Source organism: Streptomyces sp. LZ34 (genome assembly GCF_053890475.1).
Genome location: NZ_CM132680.1, coordinates 8,273,844 through 8,295,405, shown reverse-complemented (window position 1 = coordinate 8,295,405; position 21,562 = coordinate 8,273,844). Strand labels below are relative to the sequence as shown.

Annotated in this window: 15 protein-coding genes; 13 read left to right on the top strand and 2 right to left on the bottom strand. The window is 71.4% G+C overall.

The window, feature by feature from the left end:
- Nucleotides 1-82 precede the first annotated feature (82 nt).
- From rbsK to lanM, 13 genes are all read left to right on the top strand, one after another.
- Nucleotides 83-1,015: a ribokinase gene (gene rbsK / locus ACWY4P_RS34970; RefSeq protein ID WP_456204548.1), complete on the top strand. Its 933-nt coding sequence runs from the start codon at nucleotides 83-85 to the stop codon at nucleotides 1,013-1,015.
- A complete protein-coding gene (rbsD, locus tag ACWY4P_RS34965; RefSeq protein ID WP_456204547.1) occupies nucleotides 1,012-1,416 on the top strand; it encodes a D-ribose pyranase in 405 nt (134 codons plus the stop codon). The genes rbsK and rbsD overlap by 4 nt, the downstream gene beginning before the upstream one ends.
- Nucleotides 1,417-1,898: 482 nt before the next feature.
- A complete protein-coding gene (locus ACWY4P_RS34960; RefSeq protein ID WP_456204546.1) occupies nucleotides 1,899-4,577 on the top strand; it encodes a PEP/pyruvate-binding domain-containing protein in 2,679 nt (892 codons plus the stop codon).
- On the top strand, nucleotides 4,574-5,590 hold the full coding sequence (locus ACWY4P_RS34955; protein ID WP_456204545.1) for a hypothetical protein: 1,017 nt from the start codon (nucleotides 4,574-4,576) through the stop codon (nucleotides 5,588-5,590). The genes ACWY4P_RS34960 and ACWY4P_RS34955 overlap by 4 nt, the downstream gene beginning before the upstream one ends.
- A gap of 185 nt (nucleotides 5,591-5,775) precedes the next feature.
- On the top strand, nucleotides 5,776-6,498 hold the full coding sequence (locus tag ACWY4P_RS34950; RefSeq protein ID WP_456204544.1) for a phosphatase domain-containing putative toxin: 723 nt from the start codon (nucleotides 5,776-5,778) through the stop codon (nucleotides 6,496-6,498).
- Between the two features lie 26 nt (nucleotides 6,499-6,524).
- A complete protein-coding gene (locus tag ACWY4P_RS34945) occupies nucleotides 6,525-7,355 on the top strand; it encodes an endonuclease/exonuclease/phosphatase family protein (protein ID WP_456204543.1) in 831 nt (276 codons plus the stop codon).
- Nucleotides 7,356-7,810: 455 nt separating this feature from the next.
- Nucleotides 7,811-9,058, top strand: a complete 1,248-nt coding sequence (locus tag ACWY4P_RS34940) for an RNA-guided endonuclease InsQ/TnpB family protein (RefSeq protein WP_456213161.1) — start codon at nucleotides 7,811-7,813, stop codon at nucleotides 9,056-9,058.
- A gap of 204 nt (nucleotides 9,059-9,262) precedes the next feature.
- Nucleotides 9,263-9,478 (top strand): hypothetical protein, encoded by a 216-nt coding sequence (locus tag ACWY4P_RS34935; RefSeq protein WP_456204542.1) that lies wholly within the window; start codon nucleotides 9,263-9,265, stop codon nucleotides 9,476-9,478.
- Between the two features lie 498 nt (nucleotides 9,479-9,976).
- Nucleotides 9,977-10,765, top strand: coding sequence for an AfsR/SARP family transcriptional regulator (locus tag ACWY4P_RS34930; protein WP_456204541.1), 789 nt, complete (start codon nucleotides 9,977-9,979; stop codon nucleotides 10,763-10,765).
- Nucleotides 10,766-10,914: 149 nt separating this feature from the next.
- Complete coding sequence (locus ACWY4P_RS34925; RefSeq protein WP_456204540.1) at nucleotides 10,915-11,118, top strand: plantaricin C family lantibiotic; 204 nt, start codon at nucleotides 10,915-10,917, stop codon at nucleotides 11,116-11,118.
- 25 nt (nucleotides 11,119-11,143) lie between these two features.
- Nucleotides 11,144-11,344: a class II lanthipeptide, LchA2/BrtA2 family gene (locus ACWY4P_RS34920; RefSeq protein WP_456204539.1), complete on the top strand. Its 201-nt coding sequence runs from the start codon at nucleotides 11,144-11,146 to the stop codon at nucleotides 11,342-11,344.
- Between the two features lie 286 nt (nucleotides 11,345-11,630).
- Nucleotides 11,631-14,504, top strand: coding sequence for a type 2 lanthipeptide synthetase LanM family protein (locus tag ACWY4P_RS34915; protein WP_456204538.1), 2,874 nt, complete (start codon nucleotides 11,631-11,633; stop codon nucleotides 14,502-14,504).
- A 1-nt stretch (nucleotide 14,505) separates the two neighbouring features.
- Nucleotides 14,506-19,542 (top strand): type 2 lanthipeptide synthetase LanM, encoded by a 5,037-nt coding sequence (lanM, locus tag ACWY4P_RS34910; protein WP_456204537.1) that lies wholly within the window; start codon nucleotides 14,506-14,508, stop codon nucleotides 19,540-19,542.
- A 90-nt stretch (nucleotides 19,543-19,632) separates the two neighbouring features.
- On the opposite strand, the gene ACWY4P_RS34905 is transcribed toward lanM, so the two are convergent.
- Complete coding sequence (locus ACWY4P_RS34905) at nucleotides 19,633-20,280, bottom strand: class I SAM-dependent DNA methyltransferase (RefSeq protein ID WP_456204536.1); 648 nt, start codon at nucleotides 20,278-20,280, stop codon at nucleotides 19,633-19,635.
- Nucleotides 20,281-20,291: 11 nt separating this feature from the next.
- Entirely contained in the window at nucleotides 20,292-21,491 is a 1,200-nt protein-coding gene (locus ACWY4P_RS34900; RefSeq protein WP_456204535.1) for a serine hydrolase domain-containing protein, read from the bottom strand.
- Nucleotides 21,492-21,562 lie beyond the last annotated feature (71 nt).

Genomic DNA, 21,562 nt, shown 5'->3' with positions numbered 1-21,562 from the left:
CGGGTGCCGGGGCCGCCCCGGGCCCGGCCGGACCACCCGAATCCCTCACGCACACAACGAGCGAAGCGAAAGGACGTGCAGGATGCCCGACTACGACCTGCTGGTCGTAGGGTCGGCCAACGCCGACCTGGTGATCGGAGTCGAACGCCGCCCGGCCGCCGGGGAGACCGTCCTCGGCTCCGACCTCGCCGTCCACCCGGGCGGCAAGGGCGCCAACCAGGCCGTCGCCGCCGCCCGGCTGGGCGCCCGTACGGCCCTGCTGGCCCGCGTCGGCGACGACGGATACGGCCGCCTGCTGCTGCGGTCGCAGCAGGACGCGGGGGTGGACACCGCGGGCGTCCTGGTCGGCGGCGCGCCCACCGGCGTGGCGCTGATCACCGTGGACCCGTCCGGCGACAACAGCATCGTGGTCTCCCCCGGCGCCAACGCCCGGCTGGCACCTGCGGACGTACGGGCCGCGGCGGACCTGGTGGCCTCGGCCCGCGTGGTCTCGCTCCAGCTGGAGATCCCGCTGGAGACCGTCGCGACGGTCGCCGAGGTGGTCCGTACGGCGGGCGGGGGCGCTCAAGACGCCTCCCCGCGCGTCGTCCTCAACCCCTCGCCGCCCGCCGCCCTCCCCGCCGAGGTGCTGGCCGTCTGCGATCCGCTGGTGGTCAACGAGCACGAGGCGCGCTTCCTGCTGGGCGACGACCCGGCGGGCCGGGAGGAGACCCCCGAGGCCTGGGCGGCCGCCCTGCTGGCGCGCGGCCCGCGCTCGGTGGTGGTGACCCTGGGCGCGGCGGGCGCGCTCGTCGCCGACCGCGAGCGTACGGTCCTGGTCCCGAGCCTCCCGGTCAAGGCGGTGGACACCACCGGCGCCGGGGACGCCTTCACCGGTGCGCTGGCCTGGCGGCTGGGCGTCGGCGACGATCTCGAGACGGCGGTGCGGTTCGCCGTACGGGTCGGCGCGGCCGCGGTGACCCGCGACGGCGCGCAGGAGTCGTTCCCCACGGCCGAGGAGGTCGCGGCGCGATGAAGCGATCCGGGATCTTCAACCGCCGGCTGAGCGGGGCGATAGCCGAGTTGGGTCACACCGACACGGTGATGGTCTGCGACGCCGGACTGCCGATCCCCGCCGGCCCCAACGGCCCGGCCGTGGTCGACCTCGCCCTTGTGGCGGGGGTGCCGTCCTTCGAGCAGGTGCTGAGAGTGCTGCTCGACGAGCTGGTGATCGAGGGGGCCACGGCGGCCCTGGAGGTGCGGGAGCACAACCAGTCGGCGACCGCGCTGCTGGACGGCCTCTTCCCCGGGTCGGTGCTGGAGCTGGTGCCGCACGAGGAGCTGAAGGCGCGGACGGCGACGGCGCGGCTGGTGGTGCGCACGGGTGAGGCGCAGCCGTACGCGAATGTGCTGCTGCGCTGCGGCGTGCCGTTCTGAGCAGCGGCCCCGGCCGGACACCCGACGCGGACACATTTCGAGGGGCCCGGTCCATGGGCCGGGCCCCTCGCTTCCCCCTCCGCAAGGCTTCCTCTCATTCCCCGGAATCCCCCCCGGAATCCCCCCCGGAATCCCCCCCGGAATCCCCCCGGAATCCCCCCCAGGAAGCCTGATGCCCCATACGACCCACGCGGGGCCGGAAGGGTTGCACGATTTTCCGGAGTTATCAATCCGTGACGTCTCGTCAGTTACGTGGTCCGCGACCAGAGCCCGCAACTGACCGGAACGACCCCCTCCAGTGACCGGAAACCGTCTACGACCTGGCCCGCAGGACAACGCGATGCGAATATTTCACCAGGTGGGGATTTATTGCTCCGGGCCGCGATCCGGGCCGGGCGTGCCCCCGCCCTTCGTCCCGCTGTCAGGCAACGGGCCCATCCCGCGCGTCCCCCCTGTTGGCGGCCGGAACGGGAGGGTGTCCGATGACGACGATCGACACGCGCACGACCCATGTTGTCCCCCTGGATCATCCCCTTGCGCGGCAGCCCGCCTCCGCGGGCTCCAAGGCCGCGCATCTGGCCCGCGCGGCCGGTGCGGGGCTCCCCGTCCTGCCCGGTTTCGTGATCCTTCACAGCCCTGAGTCCGAGACACGGGAACCCGCCGCTCACAGCGCTTACAACGGGTTGACCACCCGCCAGGCATGGCGCGAGCTGTCCGCCGACGGGGCCCGCCCCCTGGCCGTACGGTCCTCCTCGCCTCAGGAGGACACCCAGGAGTCCTCCATGGCCGGGCAGTTCGCGTCCGTCCTCGACGTACGCGGCTGGGACGCCTTCCGCGCGGCCGTGCGGACCGTCCTGGACTCCGCGCGCCGTACGGGGTCCGGCCCGGCGGCGCCCATGGCGGTGCTCGTCCAGCCCATGCTCGCGGTCCGCGCCGGCGGCGTGCTGTTCACCGCGGACCCGCTGGCGGCGCGGCTGGACCGGATGCTGGTCAGCGCCGTACAAGGCGGGCCCGACACGCTGGTCAGCGGCGCGCGGTCCGGCACCGACTACCACCTCACGCGGCGCGGCAGGCTGCTGCGTACCGAACCGCCGGGCGGCCCGGCCGGCCCCGCGGCGGCGCGGCCGCTCACCAGAGCCGAGCTGCACCGGCTGGCGCGCCTCGCGCACCGGGCGGAACAGGTGATCGGCGGGCCGCAGGACATCGAGTTCGGCTTCGACGAGGACGGCGGGCTGTGGCTGTTCCAGAGCCGCCCCATCACCGCCCTGGCCGCCCGGCCGGCGCGCGGCGCCCGCCTGCTCGGGCCCGGCCCGGTCGCCGAGACGCTGCCCGAGGCGCTTCAGCCGCTGGAGGAGGACCTGTGGGTGGTGCCGATGGCGCGCGGCCTGACCGCCGCCCTCGACATCGGCGCCGCCGCGCCGCGCCGCAGGCTGCGCGCCGCGCCGGTGGTCACCACGGTCGGCGGCCGGGCCGTGGCCGACCTGGAACTCCTCGGCGCCGCCCCGCCCCGGCCCCGCCGCCGCTTACGCTCCGCCCTCAACCCGCTGCCCGGCGCCCGCAGGCTCTCCGCCGCCTGGCGGGTCGGAAGGCTGCGGGCCACGCTGCCGCACCTCGCGCTCGGCCTCCTCGCCGACGTGGACCGCCGCCTCGCCGAAACCGCGCCGCCCCACGAGCTCGACCGCACCGAGCTGACCGACCTGCTGCGCTGGGCCCGCGCCGCCCTGGTCGCCCTCCACGCCCAGGAAGCCCTCGCGGGCGCCCTGCTCCCCACGGACCGCCCCGGCACCGGGGCGTCCGAAGCCCTCGCCGCCCTGACCGACGGCCGCGCCCGTGGCCTGTCCGACCCCCGTATCGTCGCCACCGCCCCCGTGGTCCTCGCCCTCGTCCCACCAAGCCTCACCCGTCCCCTGCGGCTGCCGGCACCGGCACCCATGGGCGACGCGGAAGGCGAGCGCGGCGGCGGGGAGTTGGGCGGCGCGCCGCCGACGCGCGACGCCGCCGACGCGGGCCATGCCGCGTCGCCCCACGCGGTGCCTGGCCCCGCGGTGGCTGGCCCCGCCGTGGCCGGCCCCGCCGTGCCGCCGATGCGCCGTGCCACGCCGGCGCTCGGCTCCGGGCGCCGCGCGGCAGCGGCTGCCGCGCCGTACGAGCCACTGCCCGCGCCGGCCGCCGCCGCGGCAGCCACCAACCCGATGCCCGCCCCGGCGGCCCCACCCGCACAGCACACCGGTCGCGCTGGGACCGGAACCCCGTCCCAAGACGCGGCACCAGGTCCGGCCGCCCCGGCGCCACACCGTACGGACACCGCACCGCACGACGCACAGCCCCGGCCGACGCTCGGCGTGGCGGGCGTGGCCGCGGCCACCGACCCGACCTCCGCCCCTGCGATCCCGCCGACACACCGCACCAGCCGCGCCCTCGACCACGCCTCCGGCGGCGCCCAGGCCATCGGGCAGCCCGCGCGACGACGGTTCGCGGGCGCGGGTGGGGGGCGCCATGCCGTGGCGTCCGCCGTGCCCGCCGTACAGCCCGCCCCCGCACGGGGCGTGGCCGCGTTGCCCGTGCGGGAGGGGCTGCGGCTGCGGATCCGGTGGGTGCACGAGTTGCAGGTGCGGCTGGTGCGGGAAGCGGCGGTGCGGATGGCCGCGCGGGGGGCGCTCGCCGAGCCCGGGCGCGTCGCGCTGCTGCGCTGGCCGGAGTTCATGGCCGCCGCCGCGTACGGGCCGCTCCCCGCCGATCTGGCCGAGCGGCTGCCGCGGCCGCCCGCCGGGCCGCTGCCCGACGCCTTCCGGCTGGCGGCCGACGGGGCGGTCGTCCCCGAGCGCGCGCCGGGCCGCCGTGCGCGCGGCGCGGACGGTGCGGGGCTGGGCGTCTCCGGGGGCCTGGCGTCCGGCACCGCGTGGGACGGGTCCGGCCCCCGGCCGCCGGACGCCGTGCTGGTCGTGCGGACCCTCGACCCCGCGCTCGCCCCGCTGCTGCCGACCCTCACCGGCCTCGTCGCCCAGACCGGCAGCCCGCTGTCCCATCTGGCCGTGCTGGCCCGCGAGTTCGGGCTGCCCGCCGTCGTCGGGGCCGCCGACGCCGTACGCCGCTTCCCGCCCGGCACGCGGCTCGTCCTCGACGGCACGACGGGCGACGTGCGTGCGGAGGTGGCGTCGTGAAGCACCTCGCGTATCTCTTCGGCGGCGCGGCCGCCCTCGGTGCGGGCTACTACCTGGTGATCTACCTGTACCGCTGGCAGTGGCAGCGGGCGATCCTGTGCGGCGTCCTGCTGCTCGTCGTGGAGGTGCTGCTGGTCGGGGTCGCCGTGCTCGACCGGATCTCCCGGCTGGAGTCGCGGGTCGGCGAGGCCGGCGCGGCTGCCGCGGGCGGGCGGCGGGCCGGGGTGCCGGCCCGGGTGCGGCAGTCCGGCGGGTACGGCCAGCCGCCGTTCGGCGCCCCGTACGACCCCACGTACGACCCCACGTACGGTCGCCCATACGGCTCCGCGACCGGCGGCGGCCGCCCGCGCTTCCCCTGGCTGGACGAACCAGGAGACCCGCGCACCGGCCGCACCCATGTCTTCGTCCCCGTCCTCATGGTCACCGGCGTCGTGCTGTCCGGCCTCGCGTGGGTGGTGCAGCGGATCGCCGAGGCCACGGTCCGCCCCGGCGCCGAGCGGCGGCTGGCCGGCCGGCTGGCCCCGCTCACCGCCCCGCCCCTCACCACCGAGACCGGCGCGCCCCTCCCCGACCTGGAGGACCTGCCCGTCCTGGACCGCCGCTCCGGCCGCCGGCCGTGGCTGGTCCTCGGCGCGGTGGTCGTCGGCACGGCGCTGCTCGCCGTACTCGTCCACACCCTCGCGGACCTCACCCAGACCCGCGAGGAGCGCGCCGAGAGCCGCGCGTCGGCGACGGCGGTGCTGGTCCGGCTGGAGGTGCGCAACGCGTCGACGGCCGCCCGAGCGGACCTGGCGGCGCGGCAGATGTGGGAGCGCTGCCGGGACTCGACCTCGGTGCCGCTGCGCCACGCCACGCTGGGCGAGCTCGACGACCGCCTGTACGCGGGCATGGTCCATCCGGCGCTCACCCCCCATGACCAGCTGCGGCTGCGCGGCTGTCTGGAGGACGTGGTGATCGAGCGCAGCCATTTCACGGTGGTCGGCATCGGGCAGACGGATCCGGACGACGACTGAATGACGACGACTGAGGGCTCGACGGCTGAGTAAGGGGGCTGCCCCCGGGTTACGATGCGCGTCGGTCCGGTCATCGGCCGCCAACTCCGGTTCCGGTTACGGTTCCTGTCGCGGTTGCGGTTCCGGTCCGGCGCCACCGGCCTCCGCCGCCTATCCCCCGTCCCCGACCTCCCCCGGGCCCGCCCATGGCAGCGCCGACCCTCCCCCAGGTCACGCCCCCGTCCGCCAAGACCACCCCCCGCCGTCGCCCGCGCCGCACCGCCGTGCGCGTCCTGGCGGGCTGCGCCACCGGCTATCTGCTGCTGTGGGCCACCGGCGCCCTCGGCATCCTGCTCCTGTCCCACCTCGTACGCGACCGCACCCCAGGCCCCCCGAACGCCGTCACCGTCGCCGTCCGTGACATCCACCACTTCCAGCCGGTGGACCGGGCCGGGCGATTATGGCGCGGCTCGGCCCCCTCCCCCGAGGGCTACCGCCGGCTGGCACGGCTGCGTTTCACCACCGTCGTCGACCTGCGGGCCGAGGATCTGACCGACCGGCAGCTGGCGCTGCCGAAGCGGGCCGGGCTGCGCGTGGTCCGGCTCCCCATCCGGGACGGCCAGACGCCCGAGCCCGGCAAGGTCGACCGTTTCCTGGACGTCGTCCGCCACGCGCCCGGCCCGGTGTTCGTCCACTGCGGCGCGGGCGTGGGCCGCACGGGCACGATGGCCGCCGCGTATCTGGTCCGTACGGGCGAGGAGACCGGCCCCGCGGCCGCCCGCCGCAACCTGGCCGTCGGCCCGCCCTCCCTGGAGCAGATCTACTACGCGCTCACCCTCACCCCCGACCGGGCCGCCCAGCCGCCACTGCCGGTCGTGGCGCTCAGCCGCTTGCTCGACGCGCCGCGCCGCATATGGTCGAGGTGGTGATCACACTCGGGAGGCGGGAGCGGCGAATGCGGGTGATGACATGGAATGTCTGGTGGCGGTTCGGCCCCTGGGAGCGGCGCCGCGAGGCCATCCTCGCCGTCCTGCGCTCGGTGCGGCCCGACGTGGTCGGGCTACAGGAGGTGTGGGCGGACGGCGACGAGAACCTGGCGGGCCGGCTCGCGCAGGAGCTCGGCATGCACTGGACCTGGGCCGCCTCCGACTCCCCTCAGAAGTGGCAGCGCCGCATCGGGGACCCGACCATCGACTTCGGCAACGCGGTGCTCAGCCGCTGGCCCATCGCCGAGCGGGACGTGGCGCGGCTGCCGGCCGCGGGCGGCGCGGACGACGGGCGGCTGGCGCTGTACGCCCTGGTGGACGCGCCCGGCCGGCCGGTGCCGTTCTTCACCACACACCTCAACGCCGACCCGCACGAGTCCGCGGTGCGCTGCGCCCAGGTGACCGCGCTGGCCCGTTTCATCGCCGAGCGCCGTGGCGCCGGCCCCTTCCCGCCGGTGGTCACCGGGGACTACAACGCCTGGCCGGACTCCGACGAGATGCGGCTGCTGGGCGGATACCGCACGGCCCCGGCCGTCCCCGGGCAGGTCCTCCTGGACGTCTGGGAGTACGCCGACCCGGCGGCGCCGTCGGCCACCTGGGACGCCGCGAATCCGTATGTCGCCCGGACCTTCGAGCCGAGCGCGCGCATCGACTACATCCACGTCGGCCCGCCGGGACCGGACGGCCTCGGCCACGTCCGCTCCGTACGCCGCGCGGGCGACGGCCCCGTCGACGGGGTCGGCGTCTGGCCCTCCGACCACGCGGCGGTCGTGGCCGAGCTGGCGACGGGCAACTGGTAGACCGCCCGACGCCGATCCGGCACGCGGCGCGTCACTTCCTCAGGGAGTCGCCGCCGACCGTACGGGTGGTGCCGTCGGAGGGCGTGATGGTGACGGTGCCCGTCACCCTGCCGTCGGAGTTGGCGGCGGGCCACCACGCGGTCCAGCGTCCGTCCTGCAGCGTGGCCCGGACGGGCCGGATCCACGTGACCTACTGCTCCGCCACCGGCTTGCCCCTCGAGGAACGTCTTCAGCAGGATTGTCGTGAGAAGCCCCGGGCGTTTACGCCCGGGAGGAATCGCGTCACGTGATTGCGGTGCGGAGTGCAGCGGCAACCCACCGCTTGGGCGCTGAGCGCGGTCAATGCTGTCCGGCAGAGCCAGAGAAAGCGAACGTGCGACCGAGCGGTCACTGGATCGGCGCATGTTTGTGTGACAGTCGTTCGCGTGTGCGGCTTCCTGGCTAACGTCGGGATCATGAAACTGGTGGTACAGATCAAGCTGCTGCCAACGCCCGTACAGGCGCGGGCGCTTGAGGCAACTCTGTGCGCCTGTAACGAGGCCGCTTGCTGGGTCAGCGAGATCGCCTATGAGCGGGACGTGACGAAGAACTTTGCCTTGCGCAAGCTCACCTACCGCCCGGTCAAGGACCGGTGGCGTCTGGGCGCGCAAGCCGCCCAGCACGTCATCAAGAAGACCTGCGATGCGTACGAGACCCTGAGTGCCAGCCTGAAGGCGGGCAACCTCGGCAAGCCCGGTTCGAAGCGGTACCGCAAGGCGACCGGGAAACCGATCGCCTTCCGCCCCGACGGCGCCCAGCCCTACGACGACCGGATGCTGTCCTGGCAGATCACCCAGCGGACCGTGTCGATCTGGACCGTCAAGGGCCGGCTGAAGAACGTGGCGTTCACCGCGTCGGCCGAGCAGCTCGCCACGCTCGCCCTGTACCGCCGGGGCGAATCCGACCTGATCATGCGCGACGGCATGTGGTTCCTGCAGGCCACCTGCGAGGTCCCCGAGGCGGAGCCGAACACTGATCCGCGGGGCTTCCTCGGTATCGACCTGGGCATCGTCAACATCGCCACCACCAGTGACGGCGAGATCATGGCCGGGCGCGCCCTCAACCGCACCCGTACGCGGGAGCGCGCGCTGCGCGCCAAGCTGCAGAAGAAGAACACCCCGTCCGCCAGGCGCCGGCTGAAGAAGCGGCGGCGCAAGGAGTCGCGGCGGGCCAAGGACATCAACCACAAGATCGCCAAGCATGTGGTGGCCGAGGCAGAACGCACCGGTCGCGGCATCGCCCTGGAAGACCTGGGCGGTATCCGCGAACGGGTCCGGCTGGCCAAGCCCCAACGGGCCACCCTGCATTCCTGGGCCTTTCACCAGCTCGGGCAATTCGTGGCGTACAAGGCCAGGAAGGCCGGAGTCCCAGTGGTGAGCGTCGATCCGGCGTACACCTCGCGCACCTGCGCCGAATGCGGCCACATCGACAAGGCGAACCGAGTCTCCCAGGCCTGGTTCGCGTGCCGGAACTGCGGATTCGTTGATCACGCGGACCGGAACGGCTCCCGCAACATCCGCGCCCGCGCGGAAGAGTTGTGGCGACGCGGGGTGCAGTCAATCACCCCTGCCCCACGCCCGAAAACCGGGAGCGGGACTGGACGCAAGCGCAGCACCACAGCCAGTGGCGCCCGCTGTGCAAGCCCCTCGCTTACCGAAGGGTAGTTGACGGACGAGAGGATCACCGCCCAGCCACCGCTCACGCCCTCCAGCATCTTGCTGTCCGGGCTGTCGAAACCCGTCGCGCGTGATGGTCAGCCCCGGCTCCTCCGCCGGCTCGATATCGAAGGCGACCCTCGACTTCTCCTTGCGGGCCTCCTCGTATTCCTCGTCCGAGCCGAACATCTCCCGGTGCATCGGGAAGATCCGGTGCCAGCTGTACGCGAGCCGCTTGCCCGGCTCCGCCTCCAGCACCTGCTGGCCCAGGTCCTCATAATCCCCTCCGGGCCCATCTTCCACAGCACCGGCGGCCCCACCCGCCAGTCGGACCTGGGCCCCCAGCCGCCGAAGTACCGCTGGGCGAACTCGGCGTCGGTCAGCGCCTCGTACAGCCGCTCCGGCGTGGTCTGGATGTACATCACGTAGACGAATTCGGGCTTGCTCACGGTCGTTCCTTCCAGGGTCCGCTTGAGATGGCCGAGGGCGCTCAGCCGCCCGCACTCGTATTTGCCGATCCACCGATCCAATATCTCCTGGATGGGCACCGGATTCAGATAGTGCAGCTTCTCCCGCCCCCGCCGGACGGCCGTGACCAGACCGGCCGCCTCCAGCACCGCCAGGTTGGCGGATCCGTCCGGGACATCCCCGGACGGCCGCCGCACACCTCTCTGACCAGGCCGGACGACACCGGCCAGGCCCTGGACGACAGCGGACTGTCCGGGACGCCGTCCATCCGTTGTTCCGCCCGGCCCGCCTTGGTAGGCATGTGGTTGTCGGCGTTCAAGCGACATCACGGTCTGCTCGATCTCGACGAGCTGGAGAACGGGGAGAAGAGAATTGACAGCCACAAAAACAGCCAAAGGCGAGTGGGGATCGGCATCCTTCTCAACCGTCGACCGAGACCCGCGGGCAGCGGAATCGCTCATGCTCTTCAGAGTTCTCGGCCCCATGAAAGTCCTCGGCGGAGACGAACCGTCCTCACCACTCAGGCGAGCCATTCTCACCGCCCTTCTGCTCCGCGCCGGGCAGGCCATCATGGTCGCCGAGTTCACCGAATTGCTGTGGGACGAACCGCCCGCCTCCGCCGCGGCGAACATCCGCAGTCACCTCACGGCTCTGCGCCGCGACCTCGACGACATCGAACCGGGCCTGAGCCGTCGGGTGCGGACCTGCCGCGGCAGCCGCAGCGGCTACGCCCTGGACGCCGCCCCCGAGGAGTTCGACGTGCCGATGTTCATGGTGTCCGCCCGGCACGGCCGGAACCTGCTGCTGCGCGGCGACGCGGACCGGGCGGTGGCCGCGCTGGAGAAGACCGTGGCGCTGTGGCGCGGCCCGTTCGGCCCGAGCCTGCCGCCGACCCGCTGGTTCGGCGCGCATGCCGCCGGGCTCAACAGCGCGCGCTTCGACGCGTACCAGGACCTGTTCACCGCCGCGGTCCTGGCCGACCGCACCGAGACGCTCACCTACCGGATCGAGAGCGCCATCGCCGAGGCGCCCTATCGGCAGCGCTTCTGGGAGCTGCTGTCCGCCGTGCACTGCATCAACGGCGACGCCGTCGGCGCCCTGGACGTCATCGGGCGCTGCCAACGCCTGTTCGCCGACGACCTCGGGCTCGACCTGCCGCCGAACGTCGCGGCGATGCGGACCGCCGCGCTGAACTGGGACCGCGCGGAAGCCCAGCGCCTCGTGGCGGCTCTGGCACCGGCCGCCTGACGCCTGTGCGGGCCGTATGCACGGCCTGTGCGCGAACCCCGCTCTTCGCGATGCGACCAATCAACAACGGCCTCGCAGAATGAATTCACGGGACGCCGGAAGAGCGGGGCGCTCGGCGCCCGTATTCAGTCCGACGAAGGAGACAGAAAATGCATCAGGAATTCGAGGGAGACCTTTCCCTCGTGGAAGAGCTCGCGGAACAGGACTTGCACAACGCCACACAGAACGGCGGCACGATCGGCCCGCTCGACACGGTCAAAATCATCTACCGCGTCAGTTCACATCTCGGGGGGAACGGCGGGTTCGGATTGTTCTGCACCCTGTCCAAGGAATGCCAACCCAACTGCAACTGAAGAACAAACAGAGAAGGGAATTGCCATGCAGAAGGACACAGACATCCTCGGCGCATGGGACGAGGCCGAGCTCGTCGAACTGAGCGAGGCAGACACCCACGGGGGCTCCGATGCTGCCCTCGCCATCATCGGCATCTCCGTCGGCATCGCCGCCATCCAGGCCGGGGTCGCCGTCGGGGTCTCCGCCGCGTTCTGCCCCACCACCAAGTGCACCAGCAGGTGCTGAGCGCCGGGCGTCCGGTTCGGTGAGTGCGTAGCGCATCACGGTGGAACGGGGGCCCGCGTACGGGCCCCCGGTTCCGCACCGTCCGCCGAATCCGGCGCGCCCACATGGATATGGAGCATTACGAGTCGTGAAAACCACAGCCCCGTACTATCCGGAACTGAGCGAAGCTCAGATCTCGGATGCCATTGCGCCGCTGGCGCAATTCGACGCACAGACCCTCGAAGTATTCCGAGGAATCGAAAGCCCCCGGGCCGCCGTATCTTCGAGTGCCGCCACGCGCGACGCTGTGGCACAGTGGTGCGCGGCCCCCGAGCGTTACCCGTTCCAGAAAATCATCAGGAACGCCGCCGCCTCGCTCGCGGACCCCGATCCGGTCGCCCCGTTCGCGCCGCTGTTCGCCGATCCCCCGGACGTACTGCGGCAGTTGCTTGAGCGTGCCGAGGCCCGGCTGCGCGAGGTGTACACCAGGCCGTTGGTCGCCGCCATCAACCACGCACGCCGGCAGGGTCGGCTGGTGGGCGCGGACCCGGCCCTGCGGTACCAGTATTTTGTCGACCAGTCGGTCCGCGGTTCCTTCGAGGAAGTGAGCGGCCTGTCGTTTCCCGTGCTGCGGGATGTCATGCGCGTCGTACTGGCCTACGAGGCGCACAACTTCCGGGAGCTGTGCCTGCGGGTCGCAGCAGACCGGGACGCCATCGCCGCCACTTTCGGCATCGACGCGGAGGACCAGGTCGTCTCCCGCGGGTTCGCCGACGGCGACGCCCACCACCACGGCCGCAGTGTGTCCGTCCTGGAGTTCCGTTCCGGCAGGAAGCTTGCCTACAAGCCGCGCGACGTGTCCTGCGAGGCCGCGTACGCCGTCATCGCCCGCGAGGCCAACGACTGGCTGGGCACTTCCCTGGTCGCCGCCAAGGTCCTGGAGCGGGCCGGCTACGGATATGTGGAGTACGTGGCGGCGGAGGACGTCGCCGACATCTCCGCACCGTTCATGGAGGCCAGCGGCGAGCTCGCCGCGGTGATGTATCTGCTCAACGCGCAGGACATGCATCTCGAGAATATCGTCGCCACCCGCCGCGGCCCGGTGCCGATCGACCTGGAGACGATCCTCCAGCCCGTCCGGCTCCACCTCGGTACGCCCGAGGAGACACCGGACAACGCCCATCACAGGATCGCGCAGTCGGTCTACGGCATCGGGATCCTGCCCCTGCTCATGGCCGGCCGGGACGAGGACTCCGGCTATGTCGACCTCGGCTTTCTCGGCGAACAGGGAGGCGGCGAGTCACCGTTCAAGTCCCTCCAGTTCGACGCCCCGTTCACCGACCAGATGCGACTGACGCTGCGCAGGCAGGCAGCGGAAGAACGGCAGACGGTCGTGGGGACGCTGAGCCAGGACGAGGTCCACGCACTGGGCGAGCGGATGGCGGCCGGATTCGTCCGGGTGTGCCGCGCGGTGACGTCGGACAAGGGGCGCTGGACGGCGCTGGTGCGCAAGGCCGCCGCCGGCGTGCGCGTGCGCTATCTCCACAATCCGACGATGGTGTACGCGCAGACACTGCGCACGGCGTCGAGCGCCCGGGCCATGAGTGACCCCGCGTCCTGTCTGGCGGCGCTGAAACGGGTGGCCATCGTCAGCCACTCCTCCGCGCGCGCGATCGTCCGTTCCGAGCTGCGGCAGCTCGCGGGGCGCGACATCCCCTACTTCACCGTCGCCGCGACGGGCGTGGCCCTCACGGACGGCGAGGGGACCGAGGTCGGGGCGGCGCTGACCACATCGCCACTCGATCTGGCCGCGGCCAAGGTCGCCGCCCTGACCGAGTTCGAAGTGAGCGAGCAGCTGAGGCTCATTCACTCCGCCTTCTCCTGCCGCTTCCCCGACAACCATCTGACCTCGGCCGACGACTTCGACGCCCCGCTGCCCGGCGCCACAGCGGGCGGGAGGCCGACGGGGGACCCGGGCGACACGCTCGCCGGGGTCGTGACCCGGCTGTGCGACACCATGGTCGCCTCGGCCCTGCCCGACCGGTTCGCCGATCTTCCCTGTACCTGGATCGGTCCACTCGCCTCAGCGCAGGCCAACCGGCCGTGGCCGCCCGCGGTGCTCGGATACGACCTGTACACGGGGAGGGTCGGCCCCGCGCTGGCCCTGGCGGCGGCCGGCCGCGTCCTGGACAACCCCGCCTACCGCGACCTGGCCGTGCAGATCTTCTCGGCCACCGCGGAGGGCCTGTCCGGTCCCCTGCCCGAGACATCGGACACCCGGCAGACCGCGCCCTTCTCGGCCTACACCGGATCGGCCGGCATGCTGTTCGCGCTGGCGGCGGCGGGCGGGCTGCTCGGACAGCCCGGCTGGGTCCGCGCCGCGCAGCGGGCGGTGCCCGATGTGCTCGACCTCGTGACCGCCGGGCCGACGGCCGACCTGCCCCTGGACATGATCAGCGGGCTGGCGGGCGTCCTGTCCTGCGTGACCGCGATCGGCGGACCGCACGCCGACGAGTCGGCCGCCGCGCTGACAGCCATGCTCACGGACGCCCTGCGGCCGGACGCACACCACCCCGTACTCGACCAGTCCGGCTTCGGACACGGGGTCAGCGGTGTCGTCCACGCGCTGAGCCGGGCCTACCCGCGCCTGCCCGAGCAGCAGCGAGAAACCGTCACAGCCACGCTGTCCCGACTGATCGACCGGCTGCGGAACTTCTACGACCCCGCCGAGGGCGACTGGTACTCCAACGTGGCCACCCCCTGGTCCTTCCCGACCGGCTGGTGCCACGGCTCGGCCGGGATCGCGCTCGCCCTCACGGCGTACGGCGCGATGACCGGCGACGCGTCGGTGGAGCGCCTGCGGAAGGTGGCCGCGGGAAACATGGTCCGCCGTGGCTTCGGGCGGAACCTGACCTGGTGCCACGGCGATCTCGGCAACCACGACATCCTGTCCGCCATGGCGAGGACCGACGACCCCTCGCTGCGCGCCGCGGTCGCGGACATCGAGCGGACATGGCTGCGCCCCGAGGTGTTCACCCGCAAGGCCGGTGACACCCGGAGCCGGTACGCGCACACCAACAGCCTCCTCGTCGGGACCTCCGGGATGGTGATCCATCTCGTCAACCGGCTCGATCCGTCCGTGCGCCTGTCCCCCGTCGATCTGAGCGCGGAGGGCCGATGACATGACGTGGAACACAATCGTCCGCCGGTCCGGCCCGCCCCGGCGGGTACCGACGATCACGCAGATGGCCCAGACCGAATGCGGCCTGTGCTGCTGCGTCGCGGTGCTGCGCTACCACGGGCGCGCGGAGGAGATATCCAGCGCGCGGCAGGTCATGGACGCCGGCCGGGACGGCCTCAGCGCCACCCAGCTGGCCCGCTTCCTCCGGGAGCGCGGCATGGACGCGAAGCTCTTCCGCGTCAAGGACGTGTCGGCCCTCGCGAAGTTCACCTCGCCGGTGATCCTCTACTGGGAGGACTACCACTTCGTCGTCCTCGAGCGGTTCGACGGCCGCGGAGCGGTCATCATGGACCCGGCACTCGGGCGGCGGCGCCTCAGCAGGAAGGAACTGGAGGCCTCCTTCAGCGGTATCGCGGTGGCCGCCGAGCCCGGCCCCGACTTCGAACCGACGCCGCGGAAGTTCATGGCGGAGTGGCGCGGCGTCGGGCTCTTCGCGAAGGGTTCGCGCAGGCGCATCGCGCTGGTGGGGCTGCTGTCGCTCGGTGGATACGCGGGCACCCTCGGCATACCGATGCTGACGGAATGGGCGGTCGACCGGTACGTCCGCTGGGGAGGTCTGGACGACCTGGCCACGGTCCTTTCGGTCATCGTCGCCGTAGCCGCCGGGTATTTCGCGCTGTATCTGCTCAGAGTCGCCGTTCTCTCGTCCGTGGTGGCGATGATGGGCGAGCATCTGATGATCCAGACGTTCTCCAAGCTGCTCTCCCTTCCGTACAAGTTCTTCACGACGCGACAACCCGGCGAGCTTCTGTTCCGGCTCAACAGCGTGAATGTGATCAGGGATCTGCTCTCCTCGCGCGTGGCGCAGGGCGTGCTGGACGTCGGGACGCTGGCGTGCGTCAGCGGCTATCTGCTGATCGCCGAATGGCGGCTCGGCCTGATAACGGCGGGACTGTCCCTGGCCAATGCCCTGTATCTGATGAAGACCCGGGTCCGGGTGCTGGAGTCCGTGGATGCGGAAATGACCCAGCTGAGCAAGAGCCAGTCGGCCCAGCTGGACGCGATCGTCTCGGTGCCCACCATCAAAATGGGCGGCTATGCCGCCGAGTTCCTGGCCGGCTGGAGCAAGGTCTATTCCTCGTCCCTCCAGGCGATGAAGGACCGCATGCGCCTGCAACAGGGCCGGATCTCGGGCCTGACGTCCACCACCCAGATGTTCGGCCCGCTGATCCTGCTGCTGTCGAGTCTGTACCTCGTCGGCCACGGGCAGATCTCCCTGGGGCAGGCCATGGCGGTGCAGACGGTGTCCGGCACCTACTTCGCGCTGTCGACCTCGGTGTTTCAGACCTGCACCGAGTTCGCCGAGGCGTCCCGCTACATGGCGCGGCTCAACGACATCGCCGAGACGCCCTCGGAGGACCGCGGCGGCGACCTCAAGCGGCTGCCCTCGACCTCCATCCGCCTGACCGACATCGGCTTCCAGTACACGCGCCACAGCGATCCGGTCGTGAGCGATGTCTCGATCGACATTCCGGCCGGGGCCAAGGTCGCCCTCGTCGGCCCCTCGGGATCCGGCAAGAGCACCCTGGGGCGGATCATCTGCGGGCTGTACGAACCGACGTGCGGCACCATCGAGTTCGGCGGGCGGGACATGAGCGAATACGACAAGGATTCGCTGCGCCGCTCCATCGGATACATCCCCCAGGAAGTGCACCTGCACAATCGCACCATCCTGGAGAACCTGACGATGGGGCAGGACATCCCCGAGGAACAAGTGCGCGAATTCTGCGAGAGCGTTGGAATCCTCGGCTTTCTCCAGGACCTTCCCATGGGGCTCAACACGCTGATCTCGGAAATGGGCGCGAACTTCTCCGGCGGTCAGCGGCAGCGGCTCGCCATCGTACGGACCCTGCTCCAGCGGCCCGCGATCCTCGTGCTCGACGAGGCGACGGCCTCGCTGGACACCATCAACGAGCGACGCGTCACGGACATCATCCAGGACATAGGGGCGACCCAGATCATCATCGCCCACCGACTGGCGACCATCAAAGCGGCCGACCGCATTTACGTGCTCGACGGCGGACGCGTCATCGAACAGGGCACACACGAGGAATTGCTGAACGGAGGATCGGTCTACATGAATCTCTACGCGGACAGTGACCGCGATGTGCTGGTATCGGGGCGGGAAAGCACAACCGGCCCGGAGGGCCCGATCCCCGACCCGGACGTTTCCATCCCCGCCTTCCTCCCGTTCTATCAGCACCTCGTGCCCAGGAGCTCCATAGCCTCGGCACTGCACGAGGTGATGGCCCCGGCCACTCACCCCGAAAGCCGCGAGGCGGTGATGGACGCGATCTGGGCCGAACTGCTGAGCGCCGTCGAGGGCCACTCCTTCCGGACGCTGATCGGCGAGTTCCACACCTTCCGCGAAGGCCTCGGGCTGCCCATGACGAGCGACGGTGACGAGGCACTACAGCGGTTCCGGAGGCATCTCGGCGCGCCCGGCACCTGCCGGCGCATCGCCGACGCCTACCCGGTGCTGCGGCAGCGGCTGACGGCTCTGGTGGACAACTCGCTCGACGCGTACACCGATATGTTCGCCGCGTACACGGCGGACCAGGAGGCGCTGCGGGCCGACTGCCTGACGCCCCGTACCGCGGCGGCCGGGGAGCTGATCGAGGACATCTTCCTCACCGGGTCCGACCCGCACAACGACAACCGCCAGGTGATCGGGGTGCGGCTGACCAGCGGCACGCGGCTGATCTTCAAACCGCGCGCCCTGGCGACGGACAGTTTCGTACGGGACCTGTACACCGCCGCCGACCCCTACCTCACCTTCTCGCTGCGGGACTGCCTGCCCATGTCGGTGACGTCCGGATCCCACGGCTGGCAGCAGTTCATCCCCTCGGAGCCGATGACCTCGCCCGATCAGCCCGCCCGGTACTTCTACCGGTTCGGCGCGCTGTGCGCGATCCTCTCCGCCATCGGGGCGTCCGATCTCCACGACGAAAATCTGCTGGCCCACGGCGAACACCCCTGTGTGATCGACACCGAGACCATCCTGCGGCCGGATGCTGGTGTGGACAACGACACGCTTCCGCACCTGCTGATCAATCACATGAAGCTGTCGGTCGTCTCCACGATGCTCGTCCCCTCGATGAGCCCGGCCTCCCCCGTCGACGTCCTCATGGCGGGGGTGGGCGTGGCCGGCGACCAGCCCTCCAAGATGACCACGACGGTGATCCGCGACATCGGCACCGACGGCATGTCCGTCGGGCGGGACCCCATCACCTACCGGCAGGACGCCAACCTGCCACGGCTGGGGGACGCGCCGCTGTCCGCGACCGACTACTTCTCCGATGTGCTGGCCGGCTACACCGACGCCCTCGAGTTCGTGCGCGGCGGTGCGATCCCGGCGCTCCTCGACGCCCATCGGGACATGCCCGTCCGGTATGTGCTGCGGGCGACTCTGGTCTACGCCCGGTTCATGGACGCCTCGACGCATCCCTCCTACCTCGCCCGGCCCGAGGAGGCCGAGCGGCTGTTCGGGCTGCTCGGGAATTCCGCCCAGTTCACGCCCGAGTTGGCCAGTCGCGTGGGCGCCGAGGAGCGCGCCGGTATGAACACGGGGAACGTGCCCTATTTCAGCTCGCGGGCGGACTCCACCGACCTGGCGACTTCGCGGGCGCGCTTCCCGGAGGTGTTCAGGACCTCGTCGGTGGACCACGCCCGGCGTGGCGTCACCCTCAACGCCGCCCGGCCGGACGGCTACCACCACCACCTGCTCGAAGAGTGCTTCGGCGAGGTGTTCGGCGAGGACAGCCCGGCCGGGCTGTCCCGGCACAGCGTGTTCGCGGCGCCCCTGCGCCACGCCCGCCCGGGCACCTGGTGGCCGGAGATCGCGCGGCGGATCGCCGATCTCGGCGTGACCCTCCACACGCCGGACGGTCCGCGGACCGGCTGGCTGGGCGGCATCGGGCCCGGGCGGCTCGCGGCGACCATCACCCCGGGCAACTTCGTCTCGTTCCACGACATGGGCGGCATCATCTCCTTCCTGAACCGGGCGACCACCCTGGACGACGGCTTCCGAACCATTCACCACCGCGCCGACCAGGGACTCGACGAACTGCTTGCGGAGTACGGCGAGACGCTGAACCAGACGCCGGAATCGGTGTTCAGCGGAGCCTCCTCCCTGCTGCTCACCCGGCCGCAGTCGGCGCCGACCGACTGGCTCGGATCCCTGCTCGACAAGATCGACGCCCGGTCCGCGTCCGGCGACGTGGAGACCGACCTGAGCAACGGCCCGGCCGGCCTGCTGATGGTCCTGCTGTCCCGCCTGGAGGCCGGCGACGACCCCGCCGCCCTGTGCGGCGAACCCCGGCTCGCCCGCCTGCGTGATCTGGCCCTGAGCCACCTCCGCGCCCCCAGCACCGCCCCGTGGTTCGACCTGGCGCACGGCGAGCTGGGGCTCCAGTGGGCCCGCGCCCGCGCCGGAAGGGTCCTCGGCGACGAGGCGCTGGCCAGGGAGTCCGCGGACTGGCTGACCGCACGGGCCGGGTCCGGTACGGGAGGTTCGTTGGCGGGGTGGTGCAACGGCGCCGCCGGCCTGCTGCTGGCCTCCGCCGAGATCCTGTTCTCCGCCGGCCGGGCGGACGAACTGTCCGGCCGTCGGCTGACGACCCTGGTCGAGACGGCGACACGGCTGCCCGCCCGTCGACCGGTGGACCTGTCGGTCTGCCACGGCAGCAGCGGCGTCGTCCAGTCGCTGATCGCCACGGGGCGCGTGCTCGGCGACGACTCGCTGCTGGCCCGGGCACGCGAATACCAGGAACTCGTCCTGACCAGGGCCCGCGAAAACGGGTTCTACACGGGGTCGCCCGGCCGGACCTCGCTGCTCGGTTACATGCTCGGCTGGGCCGGTATCGGGGACACCGACGCCCTGCTGCACACCGCGGAGCAGAGCCATGACGACGGCTTCTTCCGGGTCCCGGTCGCGATGACCTCGGAATTCGCGCGGCCGGCCCAGCCGGTGGGGTGAGCCGTCTCCGTCTGTGGTGAGTCTGTGGTGAGTATGGGACAGCGACACGCCGTCGTCATGGCGTGTCTCTGTCCCATACTCACCACAAAATCAGGTGCCCTTGCGCATCAGCAGACGCCCGTGGCGGAGCGGCCGCTCCCCCTCGCGTGGCTCACGCATCATCCGGCCGACCTCGACGAACCCGGCCTCGCCGGCCAGCCTCGCGAGCTCGTCGATCGGCCACCGGTAGGCCGTCGTCACTTTGTGGTCGAACTCCGTGACCGGGTCACCCTCCGACTCGAAGAACGCGAGCAGGAGGTGACCCTCGGGCGCGAGCACCCGCCGGAACTCCGCGAAGAACGAGGGCAGGTTCTGCGGCGGGGTGTGAATAGTCGAGTACCAGGACACGACGCCGTTCAGCTCGCCGTCGGCCAGGTCCAGGGCGTCCATGGAGCCGACCTCGAACCGCAGGTCCGGGTATGTCTCGCGGGCGATATCGATCATCACGGGCGACAGATCGACGCCGAAGACATCCAACCCCAGGTCCCGCAGATGCGCGGTGATACGCCCGGGGCCGCACCCCAGCTCCGCGACGGGCCCGGCGGCCGCGGTGGCCCGCGCTACCTCGGCGAACGCGGCGAGCAGCGCGCGATCCAGCGGAACGTTGTCGAACTCATTGCGGACCAATTCGGTGTAGAGGACGGCCACGGCGTCGTAGGCATCCGCTGTCGCACTGAGGTGGGAGGAAAGGTCGGTCACAAGCGAGGACCCTAGGGCCTCCCCTGGCGCACTGGCGAGCGGCAGAAATCAGCCTTGATCACGTTCCTGGCGGGTTCGTCGTCGTTCCAGTTGTCGTTGGTGTTCAGCGACAACACATGGCTGCCGTCCTCCGTCGAAACGGCGTAGGTGACCGAGCCGAAGATGTCTCCGTCGTGCCCCCACACCGTCTCGCCGCATGTCAGGGGGTAGGTCCGCACACCGAGCCCGTACTCGTATCCGCGCCCGGTGTCGACGCCGGTCAGCAACTCGTCCTGCTGATGCGGGGGGAGAATGCGCCTGCCGAAGAGTGCGCCGAAGAAGCGGTTCAGATCGTGGGTGGTGGAGATGATCTCCCCGGCCGCCCCGGCCATGGAGGGGTTGAACTCGGTGACATCGTAGACCGGCGCCTCCGGCGAGTCGACGAACAGACGGGAGTACGCCCGCGCATGGGGCTCCGGCAGGGTCGGGGAGAACCCCGGTACGACGGTCTCGTCGAGGTGCAGCGGGCGGAGCAGCCGGCTCTCCACCACGTCGGCGTAGCTCTGGCCGGTGGCGGCCTCGATGACCATCCCCGCGAGGAGATAGTCGGTGTTGGAGTAGCGCCACTCGTCCCCCGGCTCGAACAGGGGCGGGTGGGAGGTGGCGATCTTGACGAGCCGGTCCGGCGTCCAGTTGTCGTAGCGGTGCTCCAGGAACGCCGCGCCGACGTAGCGGGAGACGAAGTCCTGGTCCTTGAGTATGTCGAAGACACCGCTGGTGTGGTTGAGGAGTTGGCGAAGGGTGATGCTTCGACCGTCGTAGTCGCTGTGGACGAACACTCCGGGAAGCCACTTCTCGACGCTGTCGTCCAGACTCAGGCTCCCCTCCGCCTCGAGCTTCAATAGCGTGACCGCCGTGAAGGTCTTGGTGATGCTGCCGATACGGAAGTGATCCGCGGGCGTCCGTGGACGGGGTCGCTCCAGATCCGCGACGCCGGCCGTGCCGTACCAGGACCGCCGACCCAAGTCGACTCTGGCGATGGCGCCGGGGGTGCCGCTTGCGACCAGGTCCTCCAGCGCGGCCTGGGTGGCGGGGCGATCCGGGCCGGCGGGGTGCGGTGGCCGGTGCTGCTGGGCGGTTGCGGTGGACATCGGCGCGAGGAACACCGCGACGGCGGCTGCCACGGCAAGACCGGTGAGCGTGCGAGGTGGTCGGAGATGATGGCGATTCATGTTCTCGAAGTTACGGGCGATTTACGGCGCCGCCATCAGGGATCACCCTGGCTGTGCCCTTGGTCCACCCC